Source organism: Pseudomonas ogarae (genome assembly GCF_014268695.2).
GTDB lineage: Bacteria > Pseudomonadota > Gammaproteobacteria > Pseudomonadales > Pseudomonadaceae > Aquipseudomonas > Aquipseudomonas kilonensis.
The window spans coordinates 5,562,054-5,576,500 of sequence record NZ_CP077086.1; the positions used below are offsets into that span (position 1 = coordinate 5,562,054).

General features: G+C 62.4%; 14 protein-coding genes. 7 read left to right on the top strand and 7 right to left on the bottom strand.

Going from position 1 to position 14,447, the window contains the following annotated elements; genetic code table 11:
- The 4 genes from doeA to ehuR all read right to left on the bottom strand — a co-directional run bounded on the left by doeA (position 1) and on the right by ehuR (position 4,744).
- Positions 1-1,191, bottom strand: a complete 1,191-nt coding sequence (gene doeA, locus HU749_RS24495) for an ectoine hydrolase DoeA (protein ID WP_079302585.1) — start codon at positions 1,189-1,191, stop codon at positions 1-3.
- 39 nt (positions 1,192-1,230) lie between these two features.
- Positions 1,231-2,223 carry a cyclodeaminase gene (locus HU749_RS24500; RefSeq protein WP_079302586.1) on the bottom strand — a complete coding sequence of 331 codons (993 nt, stop codon included), beginning with the start codon at positions 2,221-2,223 and terminating at the stop codon, positions 1,231-1,233.
- A gap of 21 nt (positions 2,224-2,244) precedes the next feature.
- A complete protein-coding gene (gene eutB, locus HU749_RS24505; RefSeq protein WP_186651839.1) occupies positions 2,245-3,216 on the bottom strand; it encodes a hydroxyectoine utilization dehydratase EutB in 972 nt (323 codons plus the stop codon).
- Between the two features lie 133 nt (positions 3,217-3,349).
- The gene (ehuR, locus tag HU749_RS24510) at positions 3,350-4,744 is read right to left on the bottom strand and encodes a MocR-like ectoine utilization transcription factor EhuR (protein WP_057451766.1); all 1,395 of its coding nucleotides are present in this window, start codon (positions 4,742-4,744) and stop codon (positions 3,350-3,352) included.
- 290 nt (positions 4,745-5,034) lie between these two features.
- Here ehuR and ehuB point away from each other — a divergent pair, with 290 nt between their 5' ends.
- The 4 genes from ehuB to ehuA all read left to right on the top strand — a co-directional run bounded on the left by ehuB (position 5,035) and on the right by ehuA (position 8,155).
- Positions 5,035-5,889, top strand: coding sequence for an ectoine/hydroxyectoine ABC transporter substrate-binding protein EhuB (gene ehuB, locus HU749_RS24515; RefSeq protein ID WP_057451767.1), 855 nt, complete (start codon positions 5,035-5,037; stop codon positions 5,887-5,889).
- 84 nt (positions 5,890-5,973) lie between these two features.
- A complete protein-coding gene (gene ehuC / locus HU749_RS24520; protein WP_014340095.1) occupies positions 5,974-6,633 on the top strand; it encodes an ectoine/hydroxyectoine ABC transporter permease subunit EhuC in 660 nt (219 codons plus the stop codon).
- Positions 6,630-7,286, top strand: a complete 657-nt coding sequence (ehuD, locus tag HU749_RS24525; protein WP_003205383.1) for an ectoine/hydroxyectoine ABC transporter permease subunit EhuD — start codon at positions 6,630-6,632, stop codon at positions 7,284-7,286. The genes ehuC and ehuD overlap by 4 nt, the downstream gene beginning before the upstream one ends.
- Positions 7,286-8,155, top strand: a complete 870-nt coding sequence (ehuA, locus tag HU749_RS24530) for an ectoine/hydroxyectoine ABC transporter ATP-binding protein EhuA (RefSeq protein WP_408003292.1) — start codon at positions 7,286-7,288, stop codon at positions 8,153-8,155. The genes ehuD and ehuA overlap by 1 nt, the downstream gene beginning before the upstream one ends.
- Before the next feature lie 224 nt (positions 8,156-8,379).
- On the opposite strand, the gene HU749_RS24535 is transcribed toward ehuA, so the two are convergent.
- Complete coding sequence (locus HU749_RS24535) at positions 8,380-9,114, bottom strand: YiaD family glycine zipper/OmpA-like lipoprotein (protein ID WP_018604257.1); 735 nt, start codon at positions 9,112-9,114, stop codon at positions 8,380-8,382.
- Between the two features lie 152 nt (positions 9,115-9,266).
- Positions 9,267-10,442: an aspartate aminotransferase family protein gene (locus HU749_RS24540; protein ID WP_079302588.1), complete on the bottom strand. Its 1,176-nt coding sequence runs from the start codon at positions 10,440-10,442 to the stop codon at positions 9,267-9,269.
- A 99-nt stretch (positions 10,443-10,541) separates the two neighbouring features.
- Here HU749_RS24540 and HU749_RS24545 point away from each other — a divergent pair, with 99 nt between their 5' ends.
- From HU749_RS24545 to HU749_RS24555, 3 genes are all read left to right on the top strand, one after another.
- Positions 10,542-11,459, top strand: coding sequence for a LysR family transcriptional regulator (locus tag HU749_RS24545; RefSeq protein ID WP_079302589.1), 918 nt, complete (start codon positions 10,542-10,544; stop codon positions 11,457-11,459).
- Positions 11,460-11,622: 163 nt separating this feature from the next.
- Positions 11,623-12,636 (top strand): sensor domain-containing diguanylate cyclase, encoded by a 1,014-nt coding sequence (locus HU749_RS24550; protein ID WP_186651841.1) that lies wholly within the window; start codon positions 11,623-11,625, stop codon positions 12,634-12,636.
- Positions 12,637-12,740: 104 nt separating this feature from the next.
- Positions 12,741-13,445 carry a hypothetical protein gene (locus HU749_RS24555; RefSeq protein ID WP_079302590.1) on the top strand — a complete coding sequence of 235 codons (705 nt, stop codon included), beginning with the start codon at positions 12,741-12,743 and terminating at the stop codon, positions 13,443-13,445.
- Positions 13,446-13,549: 104 nt separating this feature from the next.
- Here HU749_RS24555 and cyoE read toward each other — a convergent pair whose 3' ends face one another.
- On the bottom strand, positions 13,550-14,437 hold the full coding sequence (cyoE, locus tag HU749_RS24560) for a heme o synthase (RefSeq protein ID WP_003178131.1): 888 nt from the start codon (positions 14,435-14,437) through the stop codon (positions 13,550-13,552).
- Between the last annotated feature and the right edge of the window lie 10 nt (positions 14,438-14,447).

Below are 14,447 nucleotides of genomic sequence, written 5' to 3' on the forward strand. Positions count from 1 at the left end.
TCATTCCTTCACGAACAATTGACGAGGCACGTTGCACAGCGTCTCGACGCCGGTCTCGGTGATCAGGATGCTCTCGGTGATTTCCAGGCCCCAATCGTCCATCCACAGCCCCGGCATGAAGTGGAAGGTCATGCCCGGCTGCAACACGCTGTTGTCGCCAGGACGCAGGCTCATGGTGCGCTCGCCCCAATCCGGCGGATAACTGATCCCGATGGGGTAGCCGCAACGGCTGTCCTTGTGAATGCCGAATTTCTCCAGCACCTTGAAAAACGCCACGGCGATGTCGCCGGTGGTGTTGCCCGGCTTGGCTGCGTCCAGGCCGGCGGCGATGCCCTCGACCACGGCTTTTTCGCCATCGAGGAAATGTTGCGGCGGCTTGCCCAGGTAAATGGTGCGCGACAACGGGCAGTGGTAACGCTTGTAGCAACCGGCGATTTCAAAGAAGGTGCCGGCGCCCTTTTCGAAGGGTGAATCGTCCCAGGTCAGGTGCGGCGCACTGGCGTCGGCCCCGGTGGGCAACAGCGGCACGATGGCCGGGTAGTCGCCGCCATGGCCGTCGGCACCGAGGATGCCGCTGCTGTAGATCTCGGCCACCAGTTCGTTCTTGCGCATGCCCGGTTCGATGCGTTCCAGGATCCGGCTGTGCATGTTCTCGACAATGCGCGCGGCGATGCGCATGTAGGCGATTTCCTGGGGCGACTTGACGGCCCGCTGCCAGTTCACCAGGCCCACCGCATCCACCAGTTTTGCCTGGGGCAATTGCTTTTGCAGCGACAGGTACGCGGCGGCGCTGAAGTAATAGTTGTCCATCTCCACGCCGATGGTCAGCGCGCCCCAGCCACGGGCAATGATCACCTCCCGGGACAGGTAGTCCATGGGGTGGCGCTCGCGGGACTGCACGTAGATGTCCGGGTAACCGACGATATTATCGGCCTGCATGAACACCGTGCGTTTGGCACCGTTGGCGTCCTGGCCGCGACCGAACCACACGGGCTCGCCCTCAAGCGCCAGCAGCACGCACTGGTGCACGTAGAACGACCACCCGTCATAGCCGGTGAGCCAGGCCATGTTAGACGGATCGGTGACCAGCAGCAGCTCCAGGCCCTGGGCCTGCATGGCCGCGCGAACCTTCGCCAGGCGTTGGGTGTATTCCTCCCGCTGAAACGGAAGATTGACGACGATCTCAGACATCCACCTGCCCTCTGTTCAATGACTTATGCGAAAAATGATCTAGCGGCCGAACGCAAACCCCTTGCCCGCCGCCCGTGCCCGCTCGAACGCCAGGTTGGCGATGGCGGTGTCCTGGGCGCCGGTGCCGGTCAGGTCGCAAAGCGTCACTTGCGTCGCATCGGAACGCCCCAGCCGCTGCCCCGACAACACCTGACCCAACTCCGTCAACGCCAGTTCATCGCGAACGGTGCCGGCCACCAGGGCGTGGTGCAGCTCGCCGAGCACGCGGGTCTGGCTCAGGCGATCGGCGACATAGCAGTCGACGGCCGCCAGGGCTTGCGGGGAAATTTCATTCTTGTGTTCCGCATCCGAGCCCATCGCCGTGATGTGCAGGCCAGGATGCAAATGGCGGGCTTGGATCAACGGCTCGCGACTGGGTGTGCAGGTGATGGCGATATCCACGCCTTCCAGGGCATCGTCAAGGGAGGCGCATGGCGTGACGGCAAGCCCGGTGTCACGCGCCAGCTCCTGACTGAACGCCTTGGCCTTTTGCGCATCGCGCGCCCAGACCCGCACCTCGTCGATGGGCCGCACCAGGCGCAGTGCCTGAAGTTGCAACGCCGCCTGCTCGCCGGCACCAATCAGCGCGACGCTGCGGCTCTCCTCGCGAGACAGGCAACGCGCTGCCACCGCCCCCGCCGCAGCGGTGCGCACGGCGGTGAGGTAACCGTTGTCCAGCAGCAGGGCTTCCAGCAGGCCGGTGCGTGCCGAGAGCAGCATCATCATGCCGTTGAGGCTGGGCAGGCCAAGCTTGGGGTTATCGAAAAAACCCGGGCTGACCTTGATGGCGAAGCGCTCCAGGCCCGGCAGGTAAGCGGTCTTCACATCCACTTCACCGTTGTACTCGGGAATGTCCAACCGCAGGATCGGCGGCATCGCCACGGCGGCGGTGGCCAGCAGTACGAAGGCCTGTTCAATGGCGTCGATACTGGCCAGATCGAGGGCCACGCAACTGCGCAGGTCGGCTTCGCTCAATAGGGTGACTTCACTCATGACAGGCTCCGTTAGGGATTATCAGGCGTTGGCGCCAGCGATCACGCGGGCATGGTGTGCGGTGTCGACGTTGCGCCCGCTGACCACCAGGACAATGGGGTCGCGCGGCTTGACCAGGCCGTCGAGCAGCGCCGCGATGCCCACCACCGCAGCACCTTCGAGCACCAGGCGTTCGTGGTGATAGGCGTGGCGGATGGCATTGGCGATAGAGGCTTCCGAGAGCAGGTGTACGTCATCGCTCAGTTGCCGGGTCATGGCGAAGGTGTAGCGGTTGTCCAGGCCGATGCCGCCGCCGAGGGAATCGGCCAGCGTCGGCAGTTCTTCGATGTCCACGGGCTGCCCGGCGGCGAGGCTGGCGTGCATCGCGGCACCGCGGGCCATGCTGATGCCGTGGACTTGAATCGCTGGGTTGGCACTTTTGAGGGCCAGGGCAACTCCGGCGAACAGGCCGCCACCGGACAACGGCACCAGGACCTGGGCCACCTCCGGTTGCTGCTCGAGAATCTCCAGGCCGAGGGTGCCCTGCCCGGCGATGATCGCCGGGTGATCGAAGGGCGGCAAAAAGGTCGCGCCCTGCTCCCGGGCGATGCGCTCGGCCTCGCGCTGGGCATCGTCCTGGGACTGGCCGACGATGCACACCTCAGCGCCGAGGTCGCGAATCGCCTGCACCTTGTTGGCCGGCACCAGATGCGACAGGCAGACAATCGCCCTGACGCCCTGCTGTGACGCGGCATGGGCCAGCGCTCGGCCATGATTACCGGTCGACGCGGTGACCACGCCCCGTGCCTTTTGCTCGGAACTGAGTTGCGCGACGGCATTGCTCGCCCCGCGCAGCTTGAAGCTGCCGGTGATTTGCAGGGCCTCAAGCTTGAGGTACACCGCCACGCCCATCAACCGCGACAAACTCGGGGAATGCTCCATGGGCGTACGCCGCACCTGCGACTCGATGCGCTGGCGAGCGAGGTAAATGTCCTGAAGCTGCAACCCTGTCATGACTGCGTCCCGAGCGGATGTGTTGGGCGCAGTCTAAGAGGGCTGGATTGTGGCGATGAATGTACTAGGGCAATTTAGTGATGGATTGCTTGAACCCAACTCCCGCTCCCACAGGGGAACCGCAGTGAGGGCATCAAAAATCATGAATCTGCGGGTACTGATTGAAAATCTGCCGCATGCCGATCAGCGCATGGCGCATTTCCTCGTCGCTGCATTCGGCGCCGACGCAGACCCGCACCGCGCGGGGCCTGGGGGTGCCGCGGACGGTGAACGGATCGGGCGAGGTCACGGCGATGTGCTTGTGCCGCAGCGCCCGCACCAGGCTGTCCACTTCCCAATGGGATGGAATCCCGATCCAGGCATTCAAGGCATGAGGGTGCTGGCCCAGCAGATGCTCGCCCATGTACTCGGTGACCATCGCCTGGCGCCCGGCCAGCAGTTGACGTTGCAATCGCACCAGCGACTCGGCGCGTCCATCACGAATCCAGCGGGTGGCGATCTCCGAGACCATGGGTGTGGCCATCCAACTGTTGACCCGCAGGATGCTCTCGGTGCGCAAGGCCAGGCGCTTGGGCATCACCAGATAACCGGTGCGCAAGCCTGTGAGTACCGACTTGGTCATGCTCGTGCAGTAGAACGACAGCTCCGGCAGGTAATGGCTGATGGGCGGCGCCCGGCGTTCGTCCAGCAGCGGGCCGTACACATCGTCTTCGATAATGTGCACGCCAAAGCGCCGGGCAATCTCGGCGATTTCCCGGCGGCGGGCGTCGGGCATCAGGCTGGTGGTGGGGTTGTTCAGGTTCGGCGTACACACCAGCGCCGTGATGCGCTCGTTGCTGCACATGTCTTCGAAATGTTCGGGGTCGATGCCATAGCGGTCCATCTCCAGGCCCTTGAGGGTGAAGCCCAGCACCTGGGAATTGCCGATCACGCCGTGGTCGGTCAAGCCTTCGCAGAGCACCACGTCGTCGGGGCCCGCCAGCGAAGCGAGGGCCAGGAAAATCCCGTGGGCCGCGCCGTTGGTGATCAGCACATCGTTACGGTCGACTTTCAGCCCTTGCCGGCCGATCCACTGCGCCGCCGCTTCGCGATGGGATTCGAAACCGGCGATAGGGCGAAAAGCGTGAATCCACGGCTGATCCTCTTCAGTACTCAGCGCCGCGCAGGTATCACGCCAGGCCTGATCATGCTCGCGGGTGTGCAGGATGCGGGTGATGGAAAAATCCACCAGCGCTCGCTCGGGGCTGTCGAGGATGTACGTCGCCACCCGGTCGCTCATGCGCCGCGAGACGAAACTGCCACGCCCGACCTCACAGCGCACCAGTCCCTGGCGTTCCAACTCCTTATAGGCGTTGGTGACGGTCTGCACGCTGATGCCCATGGCGTCGGCCACCTGCCGTTGCGGCGGCAGGCGCTGGTCATTGGCCAGGCTGCCCTGCTCGATATCGTCGGCGATGGCCTGCACCAGAATCTTGTATTTGGATTCACCGCTGCGGGCGAGGTCCAAGGCTGACTTCCACTTATCCATAACAGCTGCAACCGGCGTGTGTAGGGGTGCGCACAGCATTGCGCGGCCATCGCGGCAAAGCAATTGTCCTAGTGCAATACAATCGATGCCGGGGCTTTTGTATGCTCGGTCCAAGGTCGTCACCCAGGCGGGCTCATCGCCCTGACAAAAAGCCGGATCGACCTGTACCGGCACCGTTCCCGATTCCAGGCCACGCCCGGATCCGCCGCCGTACGCTTTGCTCTTGTAACACTGCCTCCTACCACAGAGCCGTCAAACGACGGATCCACAAGAAACAGGAGATTTTATCGATGAGCAATTTTCTTCCCAGCACCGGTGCGCCCCTACGTCGGCTCTTGCTGACCTGTGCCGTACTGGGCCTGGCCGGCAGCGTTCAAGCGGCCACCCTGGATACGGTCAAAAGCAACAGCAGCATCCGGATCGGCTACGCCAACGAAACCCCGTTTGCCTTCACCGAAACCGACGGCACCGTCACCGGTGAGTCGCCGGAGATCGCCAAGATCATCTTCGCCAAGATGGGCATCAAGCAGGTCAATGGCGTGCTCACCGAATGGGGCTCGTTGATTCCAGGCCTGCGCGCAGGTCGTTTCGACGTGATCGCCGCCGGCATGTACATCACCCCGGCGCGCTGCAAGCAAGTGTTGTTCACCGATCCGCAGTACCAGTTGCCCGATGCCTTGCTCGTGGCCAAGGGCAACCCGAAAAAACTCCATAGCTATGAAGACATCGCCAAGCAACCAGATGTGAAACTGGCAATCATGGCCGGCACGGTGAACCTGGCTTATGCCCGCGATTCCGGGGTCAAGGACGACCAGATCCTCCAGGTCCCCGACACCACCGCGCAATTGCAAGCCGTGCGTGCCGGACGCGCGGACGCTGCCGTCGGCACCCAACTGACCATGAAAGGCCTGGCCAGCAAGGGTGGCGACAAGGTGGAGGCAATGACCGAATTCAAGGACGACCCGTCCCACATCGGCTATGGCGCCCTAGCCTTCCGCCCCGAAGACAAAGACTTGCGCGATGCGGTCAATGCCGAGTTGAAAAAGTGGCTGGGCTCCGAAGAGCATCTCAAGACGGTTGCACCCTTCGGGTTCGACAAATCCAACGTAACCAGCAAGACCGCAGCCGAGCTCTGCGCTCAGTAGTCGCCAACAACTGGCGTGCCGAAACGGGCATGACGCGCGGTGCGTGATGCCTGTTCCCTGCTTCACCGGACATTGGGTTGAACCATGGGCGAATTACTTCCGTTATTGATACAAGGGGCCTGGGTCACGCTCCAGGTGACCTTCTTCGGCTCGCTGCTGGCCATCGTTGCGGCGGTGCTGGCAGCCCTCGGGCGACTCTCGCCGTGGCGAGCGTTGCGCTGGTTTTCCATCACCTACATCGAAGTGTTCCGTGGCACCTCGCTGCTGGTGCAATTGTTCTGGCTGTTCTTCGTGCTGCCACTGCCACCCTTCAACATTGAGCTGAGCCCTTACGCCGTGGCGATTGTCGGCCTGGGCCTGCACATCGGCGCTTACGGGGCCGAGGTGATGCGCGGCGCCATCAGTTCAGTCGCCAAGGGCCAATACGAAGCCTGCACGGCGTTGAATTTCAGCGGCTTCACCCGCTTCAAGCGGATCATCCTGCCGCAGGCGTTGCTGGCGGCGATCCCACCGGGCACCAACCTGTTGATCGAGCTGCTGAAGAACACCTCGCTGGTGTCGCTGATCACCTTGTCGGACCTGAGCTTCCGGGCGCGGCAGTTGGATCAGGCGACCTTCCAGACCCTGGAGATCTTCAGCCTGGCCCTGGTGATGTATTTCATCCTCGCCCAGGCCATCAACTTCGGCATGCGCCACGTCGAACGACGACTGAGCCGGGGCCGGATGCGTGGAGGTCTGTCATGACGCTATTCGACTGGTCCTACGCCGCACAAATCCTGCCGGACCTGCTGCGGGCATCGCTCAACACCGTGGGCATTACCCTGATCGGCTTCCTGATCGCGATTGTCCTGGGGCTGTTCCTGGCGATTGGCCGGCGCAGTCGCAAATTCTGGCTGTCGTGGCCGGCCACGGCGGTGATCGAGTTCATCCGCAGCACCCCCCTGCTGATCCAGGTGTATTTCCTCTACTACGTACTGCCCAACTACGGCTTGAGCCTGACGGCCATGCAAGTCGGCATCCTCGGCATCGGCCTGCACTACGCCTGCTACATCGCCGAGGTCTATCGCAGTGGTCTCGACGCGGTGCCGCGGGCGCAGTGGGAAGCGGTGACGGCGTTGAACATCGCGCCGTACGACGCCTATCGCAACATCATCCTGCCCCAGGCGCTGCGTCCGATCGTGCCGCCCCTGGGCAACTACCTGGTGGCAATGCTCAAGGACACGCCGGTGCTGTCGGCGATCACCGTGGTGGAAATCATGCAGCAGGCCAAGAACATCGGTTCCGAGAACTTTCGTTATCTGGAACCGATCACCATGGTCGGCCTGTTCTTCCTCGCCCTGAGCCTTGCCCTGGCTTATCTGGTACGGCGCCTTGAAACGCGCATGGAGCTACGCTAATGACTTTACCCCTGTCCACGCCCACCGATTTGTCCCGGCGCAGCACGCTGGCGTCGCAGCAGGAGGCCCCGGCCATGCAGATTCCGACACCGTCCCGGCCGATTGTGAGTTTCCAGGACGTGACCAAAAGCTATGGCAGTTTCACGGTGCTCGACCATCTGAACCTGGATGTCGCCCCCGGTGAAAAGGTCGCGATCATCGGCCCCAGCGGCTCGGGCAAGTCCACGCTGCTGCGGGTGTTGATGACCCTGGAAGGCATCGACCAGGGCCAGATTCGCGTCGAGGACGATTCCCTGACCCACATGCCCAACCGCAACGGCGTGCTGGTGCCGGCCAACGACCGACACATCCGCCGGGTGCGCGGCAAGATCGGCATGGTGTTCCAGAGTTTCAACCTGTTCCCCCACATGACCGCGCTGCAGAACGTGATCGAAGCGCCGGTGCAGGTGCTGGGCATGAACCCGAAAGAAGCCCGGGAGCGCGCCGCCGACCTGCTGGAACTGGTGGGGCTGGGCAACAAGCTCGACCATTACCCGTCGCAGTTGTCCGGCGGCCAGCAACAGCGGGTGGCGATAGCCCGGGCCCTGGCGATGCGGCCCAAGGTGATGCTGTTTGACGAAGTGACCTCGGCGCTCGACCCGGAGCTGTGCGGCGAAGTGCTGAATGTGATCCGCAAACTGGGGGCCGAACACAACCTGACGATGCTGATGGTGACCCACCAGATGGGCTTCGCCCGGGAATTCGCCGACCGGGTGTGCTTCTTCTACAAAGGGCAGATCCACGAACAGGGCACCCCGGCGCAGATCTTCGAAAACCCGCAGCAGGAGCGTACGTGTGCGTTCTTGAGTGCGGTGAAAGAGGCGAATTGATCCCCATGTGAACACCTTTGTGGCGAGGGACTTGTGGGAGCAAGGCTTGCCCGCGATGAAGGCGATGCGGTCTTTCAGAAAATCGAGGCGCCTGTTTCGCGAGCAAGCTTTGCTCCCACAAATCCCGTCGCCACAAAGGGCGGCATCAGGCGGATAGAAACTGACAGCTACAAAAAAACGGGGGCCCTGTTTCCAGAGCCCCCGTTTCGTTTGCCGCCCAGCCGTTATGGGTACTGCTGGTAAGTCTGGCCCTGCTGCTGCGGCGCCTGGTACTGCTGACCGGGAATGGCCTTGAGGTTGACCTCGACACGACGGTTTTGCGCACGACCATTGACGTCGGCGTTGCTGGCCACCGGGTTGTCCGGGCCGGCGCCACGGGCCGACAGGTTGGCACCGCTCACGCCCTGGGACGTCAGGTAGGTCGCCACGCTCTGGGCGCGTCGCTGGGACAGGTCCATGTTGTGCTGGCGGCTGCCGGTGCTGTCGGTGTAGCCGACGATTTCGATCTGGTTCTGGTTGAACTCCTTGAGGGAGTTGGCCAGGTTGTTCAGCGGCTGGTAGAAGCTGGAGGCGATGTTCGCCGAGTCGGTGGCGAAGGTGATGTTGCCCGGCATGATCAGCTTGATCTGGTCGCCCTGGCGCTGCACTTCAACGCCGGTATTGGCCATGCTCGCACGCAGCTTCTTTTCCTGCTGGTCGGCGTAGTAGCCGTAACCGGCCGCGGAAGCCCCCACCACCGCGGCACCAATCAACGCACCCTTGCCACGGTTATCGTGACCGATGGCCGCACCGGCCAACGCCCCCGCCAGTGCACCGAGGCCGCCATACTTGGCGGTTTTGCTCATGCCCGAAGATTCGGTAGAGGCCTGGCCCTGGTTGTCGTAGGGGTTAGGCGACGCACAGCCGGACAACAGGGCCACAGCAGTTGCGACAACGATCAAGCGACGCGAGGTGAACATGAAGATGCTCCTGGGTTTTCAGTCTGAATGCCAAAGTGTAGGCAATCGACTCTGGCAGGCGTTGGAACGCGGCAATCGTTAAAAATTCCGTCGCGCTGCGTTGCGCTTCGCCCGGCTGACCGATAATAAACCGGCGTCCGGGCGAACGCCCCTCACCCCTGCGCCAGACAGCGGCTCACGCCCCGGACAATCATCTCCACTTCCCGTCCATCGATCGTCAACGGCGGCAGCAGCCGGATGGTCTGGCCCCGAGTGATATTGATCAACAGGCCGTGGTCCCGAGCGGCGCGAAGGGCCAAGTCGCGGACCGGTTGCTTGAGTTCGATGCCGATCATCAACCCCTGGCCGCGAATCGCCAAGACATTCGGATTGTCCGCCAACTCGGCCCGCAGCCGGCTCAGCAACTGTTCACCCTGATGCCTGGCGTTGTCCACCAGCGCTTGTTGCTCAATGATCTCCAGCACCGTGCAGCCGACCCGACAGGCCAGCGGATTACCGCCGAACGTACTGCCATGGCTGCCAGGGGTAAACAGCTCGGCTGCCTTGCCCCGTGCCAGGCAGGCCCCAATGGGCACGCCGTTGCCCAGGCCTTTGGCGAGGGTCATGACGTCCGGCACGATGCCCTCGTGCTGGAACGCGAACCATTGGCCGGTACGACCGATACCGGTCTGGATCTCGTCGAGCATCAACAGCCAGGCGCGCCGGCTGCACAACTGCCGCAAGGCCTTGAGGTAACCCGGCGGGGCGATTTGCACACCGCTCTCGCCCTGGATCGGCTCCACCAGTACCGCGACGATGCGCTCGGCATGGGCCTGCGGGATCGCTTCCAACGCCGCGAGATCGCCGAACGGCACCTTGATGAAATCCCCCGGCAAGCGGTTGTAGCCCAGCCGCACCGACGGGCCGTCACTGGCGCACATCGTACCCAATGTGCGCCCGTGGAACGCATTGTCCATGACCACCACCAATGGCTGCTCGATGCCCTTGTGCCAACCATAGAGGCGCGCCAGTTTCAGTGCGGTTTCGTTGGCCTCGGCGCCTGAGTTGTTGAAAAACGCCCGCTCCAGCCCCGACAGCTGAGTGAGCTTTTGCGCCAGGCGTTGCTGCCAATCGATGCTGTATAGGTTGGACGTGTGCAACAGCAGGCCGGCCTGCTCGCTGATGGCGGCCACCAGCCGCGGGTGGGAGTGGCCGACATTGGTCACTGCCACGCCCGCCACCGCATCGAGGTATTCGCGGCCGTCCTGGTCCCACAGGCGCGTCCCCAAGCCATGGGTGAAACTCAGCGCCAGGGGTTGGTAAGTGGTCATCAGGCAGGCAGCGGTCATGGCATCAAGCTCCATTTGGTTGGTTTTTTCCAGTATGGTTAGCCACCAAGGCTGGATAAACGCTGCTTTACTTCAATCATTTAAAAGCTGAGCTTGATAATGGATTTGTTCCAGGCGATGACCGTTTACGTGAAGGTGGTAGAAACCGGAAGCCTGACGGCGGCGGCCCAGGCGTGCGAAATGTCCACCACCATGGTGGGCAATCATCTTCGGGCGCTGGAGCAACGTCTCGGCGTACGCCTGATCAACCGTACGACGCGGCGCCAGCGCCTGACCGAGTTCGGCTCGGCCTACTACCAACGCTGCCTGGAAGTACTGGGGCTGGTGGCCGACTCCGAACGCCTGGCCGAACAGACCCAGGGCGAGCCCACCGGCACCCTGCGCATCACCGCGCCGCTGACCTTCGGCTCCGAACGCCTCGCGCCGGCCCTGGCTGAATTCAGCCAGCGCTTCGCCCAGGTCAAGCTCGACGTGGTACTGACCAACCAGCGGCTGGACCTGCTCGAACATGGATTCGACGTCGCTATCCGCCTCGGCCATCCCGACCCGAAACTGATTGCCCGCCCGTTGGTGGACTACACCCTGACCATCTGCGCCTCCCCTGCCTACCTGGCTCGGCGCGGCACACCGGAAAAACCTGCGGACCTGCGGCAGCACGACTGCCTGTCGTTCGCCTATTCGGCAGCAGACGAATGGCGCTTCGCCCAGGATCATTGGCCGATCAACGGCCCGGAAGGCGAGATCAAGGTCCCGGTGAACGGGCCGATGCTGATCAACAGCTCCTCGGGCCTGCATCGCGCCGCCCTGGCCGGGATGGGCGTAGTCATGCTGCCTGATGCGCTGGTGGCCCAGGACCTGAAGGATGGACACCTGGTGACGTTGTTGCAGGGCTACCAGTTGCCCCATCGCCCAATGAGCCTGATGTACGCGCAGGATCGCTACCGTTTGCCGAAACTGCGCAGTTTTGTCGAGTTCGCGCTGGAGAAATGGGGCAAACACCCAACCCCAGCCGAATGATGTTGTGGACAAGCCCTTGTGGCGAGGGGATTTATCCCCTCGCCACAAAAGCGTGCCCTGGCTTGGCTGGACGTCGCTACCCCGCTAGTGACCCCGCCCCCCATCAGCTACTCTTCCTCCTTGGACGAGCATTTTGATATCAAGGCTGATTGAGGAAACGACGATGGGAGATGCCTCGAACATCGACATGCTGCGGTTCGACCTGTCCGATCTGGACGAAGGCGTACTGCACACCATCCTGGAACTGGTCAGCGATGGCATCTGGGACTGGAATGCCAACACCGGCTTCGTCTACCGCAACCCCGGCTGGTACACGATGCTTGGCTACCTGCCCCACTCACTGGACAACACCGTGCTGACCTGGGAGAACGTGATCCACCCGGATGACTATCCACGGGTCATGGCGTTGTTCGACGATTACCTGGAACACCGATCCCACGCCTACCAAGCCGAATACCGCTGCCGCACCCACGACGGTTCCTACATCTGGATCGAGGATCGCGGCTACGTGATCGCTCGCAACCCGGACGGCACGGTGGCGCGCATGATCGGCGCCCATCGCAGCATCGATGACAAGAAGCGCCTGTTCGAGCAGCTGGAGCGGCGCAACAAATCCCTGGAAGCCGTGATCGAAGAACGCACCCGCGAACTGTCCCGGGTCAACCATCAGTTGCAGATCCAGCTCGACGAGAACCGCAGGCTTGCCGAAACCGACGCCCTGACCCGGGTCGCCAACCGTTATCGCCTGGACCAGGCGCTGCCGCTGGCCTGTGAACGCACGCAACGTTTCCGCGAACCGTTGTCGCTGATCGCCATGGACGTGGATGATTTCAAGGACATCAACGATCGCTACGGCCACGCCTTTGGCGACGCAGCGTTGATACAAGTGGTGCAGAGCGTCAAGCGCTGCGAGCGCGACGGCGATTTGCTGGTGCGCTGGGGCGGTGACGAATTCATCATGATCTTGCCCAACACCACCCTGGCCGATGCCCGCCTGCTGGCGGAAAGCATTCGCCGGGGCTTGTCCGACCTGCTGCCGGTGGGCGACTTCCAGATCACCATGAGTTTTGGTGTGGTGCAGCGATTCGAGGATGAACAGCAGGCGGCATTGCTGCACCGGGCGGACCAGGCGCTGTATCGCTCCAAGATGTCGGGTAAGAATGTGATTTGTGAATGAGCTCCGACCGTGACAACACCGCCCGCGTCCAATAGATTAGGCGACCGGAAAAAAGCTCAATGCCTTTCTCGCCTCATCCCGCTAACAGAAGTAGTGAAATTTCAATGTCCGATTCCAACACCGCTGAATCCGTAGTCACCCTGTCGTCCAAAGCGGAATACGAAAACTCCATCAATCTTTCACAGCATCTGCCCCAGGCCAAAACCATCAGCGAAATGGTCCTCGATGCGTTCCAGTCGAACCGCGAAAGCGACCAGATCCGCGAACTGCGCAACGCCATCCGCCAGGCTCACGATGCCTTCGACGACGACAAGGCCTACGAACTGATGGGCCAGCTCAAACAACTCAAGGACGCCGAAGCCGCCGATTTCGCGGCCCTGGAAGACCTGAGCAGCCGCTTCCCGATCAGCCGCATCCTCTCCAGCTACAAGGACGACCCGTCGTTCCAGGAGCTGGTCTACGGCCTGGCCCTGAAAGTGCTGAACCAGACCCACCAGGCCATCAGCAACCCGAGCGGCAGCAAGGGCAAGGCCTCGCGGGCCAAGAAGGAAGCCGAAGTGTTTGTCATCAGCAAGGACGGCATCAGCGTCACCCTGCCCCTGCGCACACCACGCTCCAAGCCGAACGTCGACCGCGAGGCCTTCGAGTTCCTGGGCTTCAACTTCGTAGGCGAAGGCGACGAAGCCGAGCTGGAAAGCGAAATCTTCCTGGACAATGACGGCACCGAACAGCCGGCCACCCGCAAAGGCATCGTCACCGCCCTGCAACAGCAAAAGGCATTCGACGGCTACAGCATCGCCCAGCAATAAGCCCATGTGGGAGCGAGCTTGCTCACACAGAAGTCCAAAGTAATACCCATTAAAAAGCCCCGCGCTTCTCTCGAAGGCGGGGCTTTTTTTGCAGCGTCTGAAGCTTAAGGAGCGTAGGTCAGCAGCAACTCACTTGGCACCTTGAAGTCCAGGGACATCATGACGCTCAGGGCGGTGATGGTGAAGATCGAGAACACGAACAGCTTGCGTGCCCAGACCGTGTCATCCACCGCCTTGTAGCCGGTCCAGGCCATGTACAGCCAGTACATGCCCATGGCAGCGGCGACGGCGAGGTAGCTCATGCCGGCGTAGCCGCTGAAGGTCAGCATCAAGGTCGCCACCAGGAACGCCAGGATGTAGAGCAGGATGTGCTTCTTGGCCACGCGGATGCCGCGCTTGACCGGCAACACCGGAATCGAGGCCGCCAGGTAGTCGTTGAAGCGGAAGATCGCGATGGCGTAGGAATGCGGCATCTGCCACAGGCTGAACATCACCAGCAGCGTTAGCGCCGCCATGTCGAAGCTGTTGCTCACCGCTACGTAGCCGATCACTGGCGGCATCGCCCCCGACAGGCTGCCCACCAGCGTGCCGTGGACCGACTTGCGCTTGAGGTACAGACTGTAGAGGCCGACGTAGATGACAAAACCGATCACCGCGAACAGCGCCGCCAACGGGTTGGCCACCCAGTACAGCAGCGCCACGCCGGCCACGCCCAGCACCGTGGCGAATGCCAGGGCCAGTTGCACCGGAATCAGGCCCTGGACCAGCGCCCGATTCTTGGTGCGTTCCATCTTGATATCGATGTCGCGGTCGATGCAGTTGTTGAACACGCAACCGGACGCCACCACCAGGGAAGTGCCGATCATCGCCGCCAGGAAGATGGCCAGATCGACATGCCCTTTCGAGGCCAGGAAAAACCCGCCTGCCACAGAAAGCACGTTACCGAAAATGATCCCCGGCTTGGTGATTTGGATAAAGTGCTTCAGGGACATCCGGACTTTC

Bases quoted from the DNA above. Each gene is read 5' to 3' on its own strand.
- HU749_RS24535 (WP_018604257.1), bottom strand. From the start codon at position 9,114: ATGTTCACCTCGCGTCGCTTGATCGTTGTCGCAACTGCTGTGGCCCTG.
- HU749_RS24500 (WP_079302586.1), bottom strand. From the start codon at position 2,223: ATGAGTGAAGTCACCCTATTGAGCGAAGCCGACCTGCGCAGTTGCGTG.
- eutB (WP_186651839.1), bottom strand. From the start codon at position 3,216: ATGACAGGGTTGCAGCTTCAGGACATTTACCTCGCTCGCCAGCGCATC.
- HU749_RS24545 (WP_079302589.1), top strand. From the start codon at position 10,542: ATGGATTTGTTCCAGGCGATGACCGTTTACGTGAAGGTGGTAGAAACC.
- HU749_RS24550 (WP_186651841.1), top strand. From the start codon at position 11,623: ATGGGAGATGCCTCGAACATCGACATGCTGCGGTTCGACCTGTCCGAT.
- ehuC (WP_014340095.1), top strand. From the start codon at position 5,974: ATGGGCGAATTACTTCCGTTATTGATACAAGGGGCCTGGGTCACGCTC.
- ehuD (WP_003205383.1), top strand. From the start codon at position 6,630: ATGACGCTATTCGACTGGTCCTACGCCGCACAAATCCTGCCGGACCTG.
- ehuB (WP_057451767.1), top strand. From the start codon at position 5,035: ATGAGCAATTTTCTTCCCAGCACCGGTGCGCCCCTACGTCGGCTCTTG.
- ehuR (WP_057451766.1), bottom strand. From the start codon at position 4,744: ATGGATAAGTGGAAGTCAGCCTTGGACCTCGCCCGCAGCGGTGAATCC.
- ehuA (WP_408003292.1), top strand. From the start codon at position 7,286: ATGACTTTACCCCTGTCCACGCCCACCGATTTGTCCCGGCGCAGCACG.
- cyoE (WP_003178131.1), bottom strand. From the start codon at position 14,437: ATGTCCCTGAAGCACTTTATCCAAATCACCAAGCCGGGGATCATTTTC.
- HU749_RS24555 (WP_079302590.1), top strand. From the start codon at position 12,741: ATGTCCGATTCCAACACCGCTGAATCCGTAGTCACCCTGTCGTCCAAA.
- HU749_RS24540 (WP_079302588.1), bottom strand. From the start codon at position 10,442: ATGACCGCTGCCTGCCTGATGACCACTTACCAACCCCTGGCGCTGAGT.
- doeA (WP_079302585.1), bottom strand. From the start codon at position 1,191: ATGTCTGAGATCGTCGTCAATCTTCCGTTTCAGCGGGAGGAATACACC.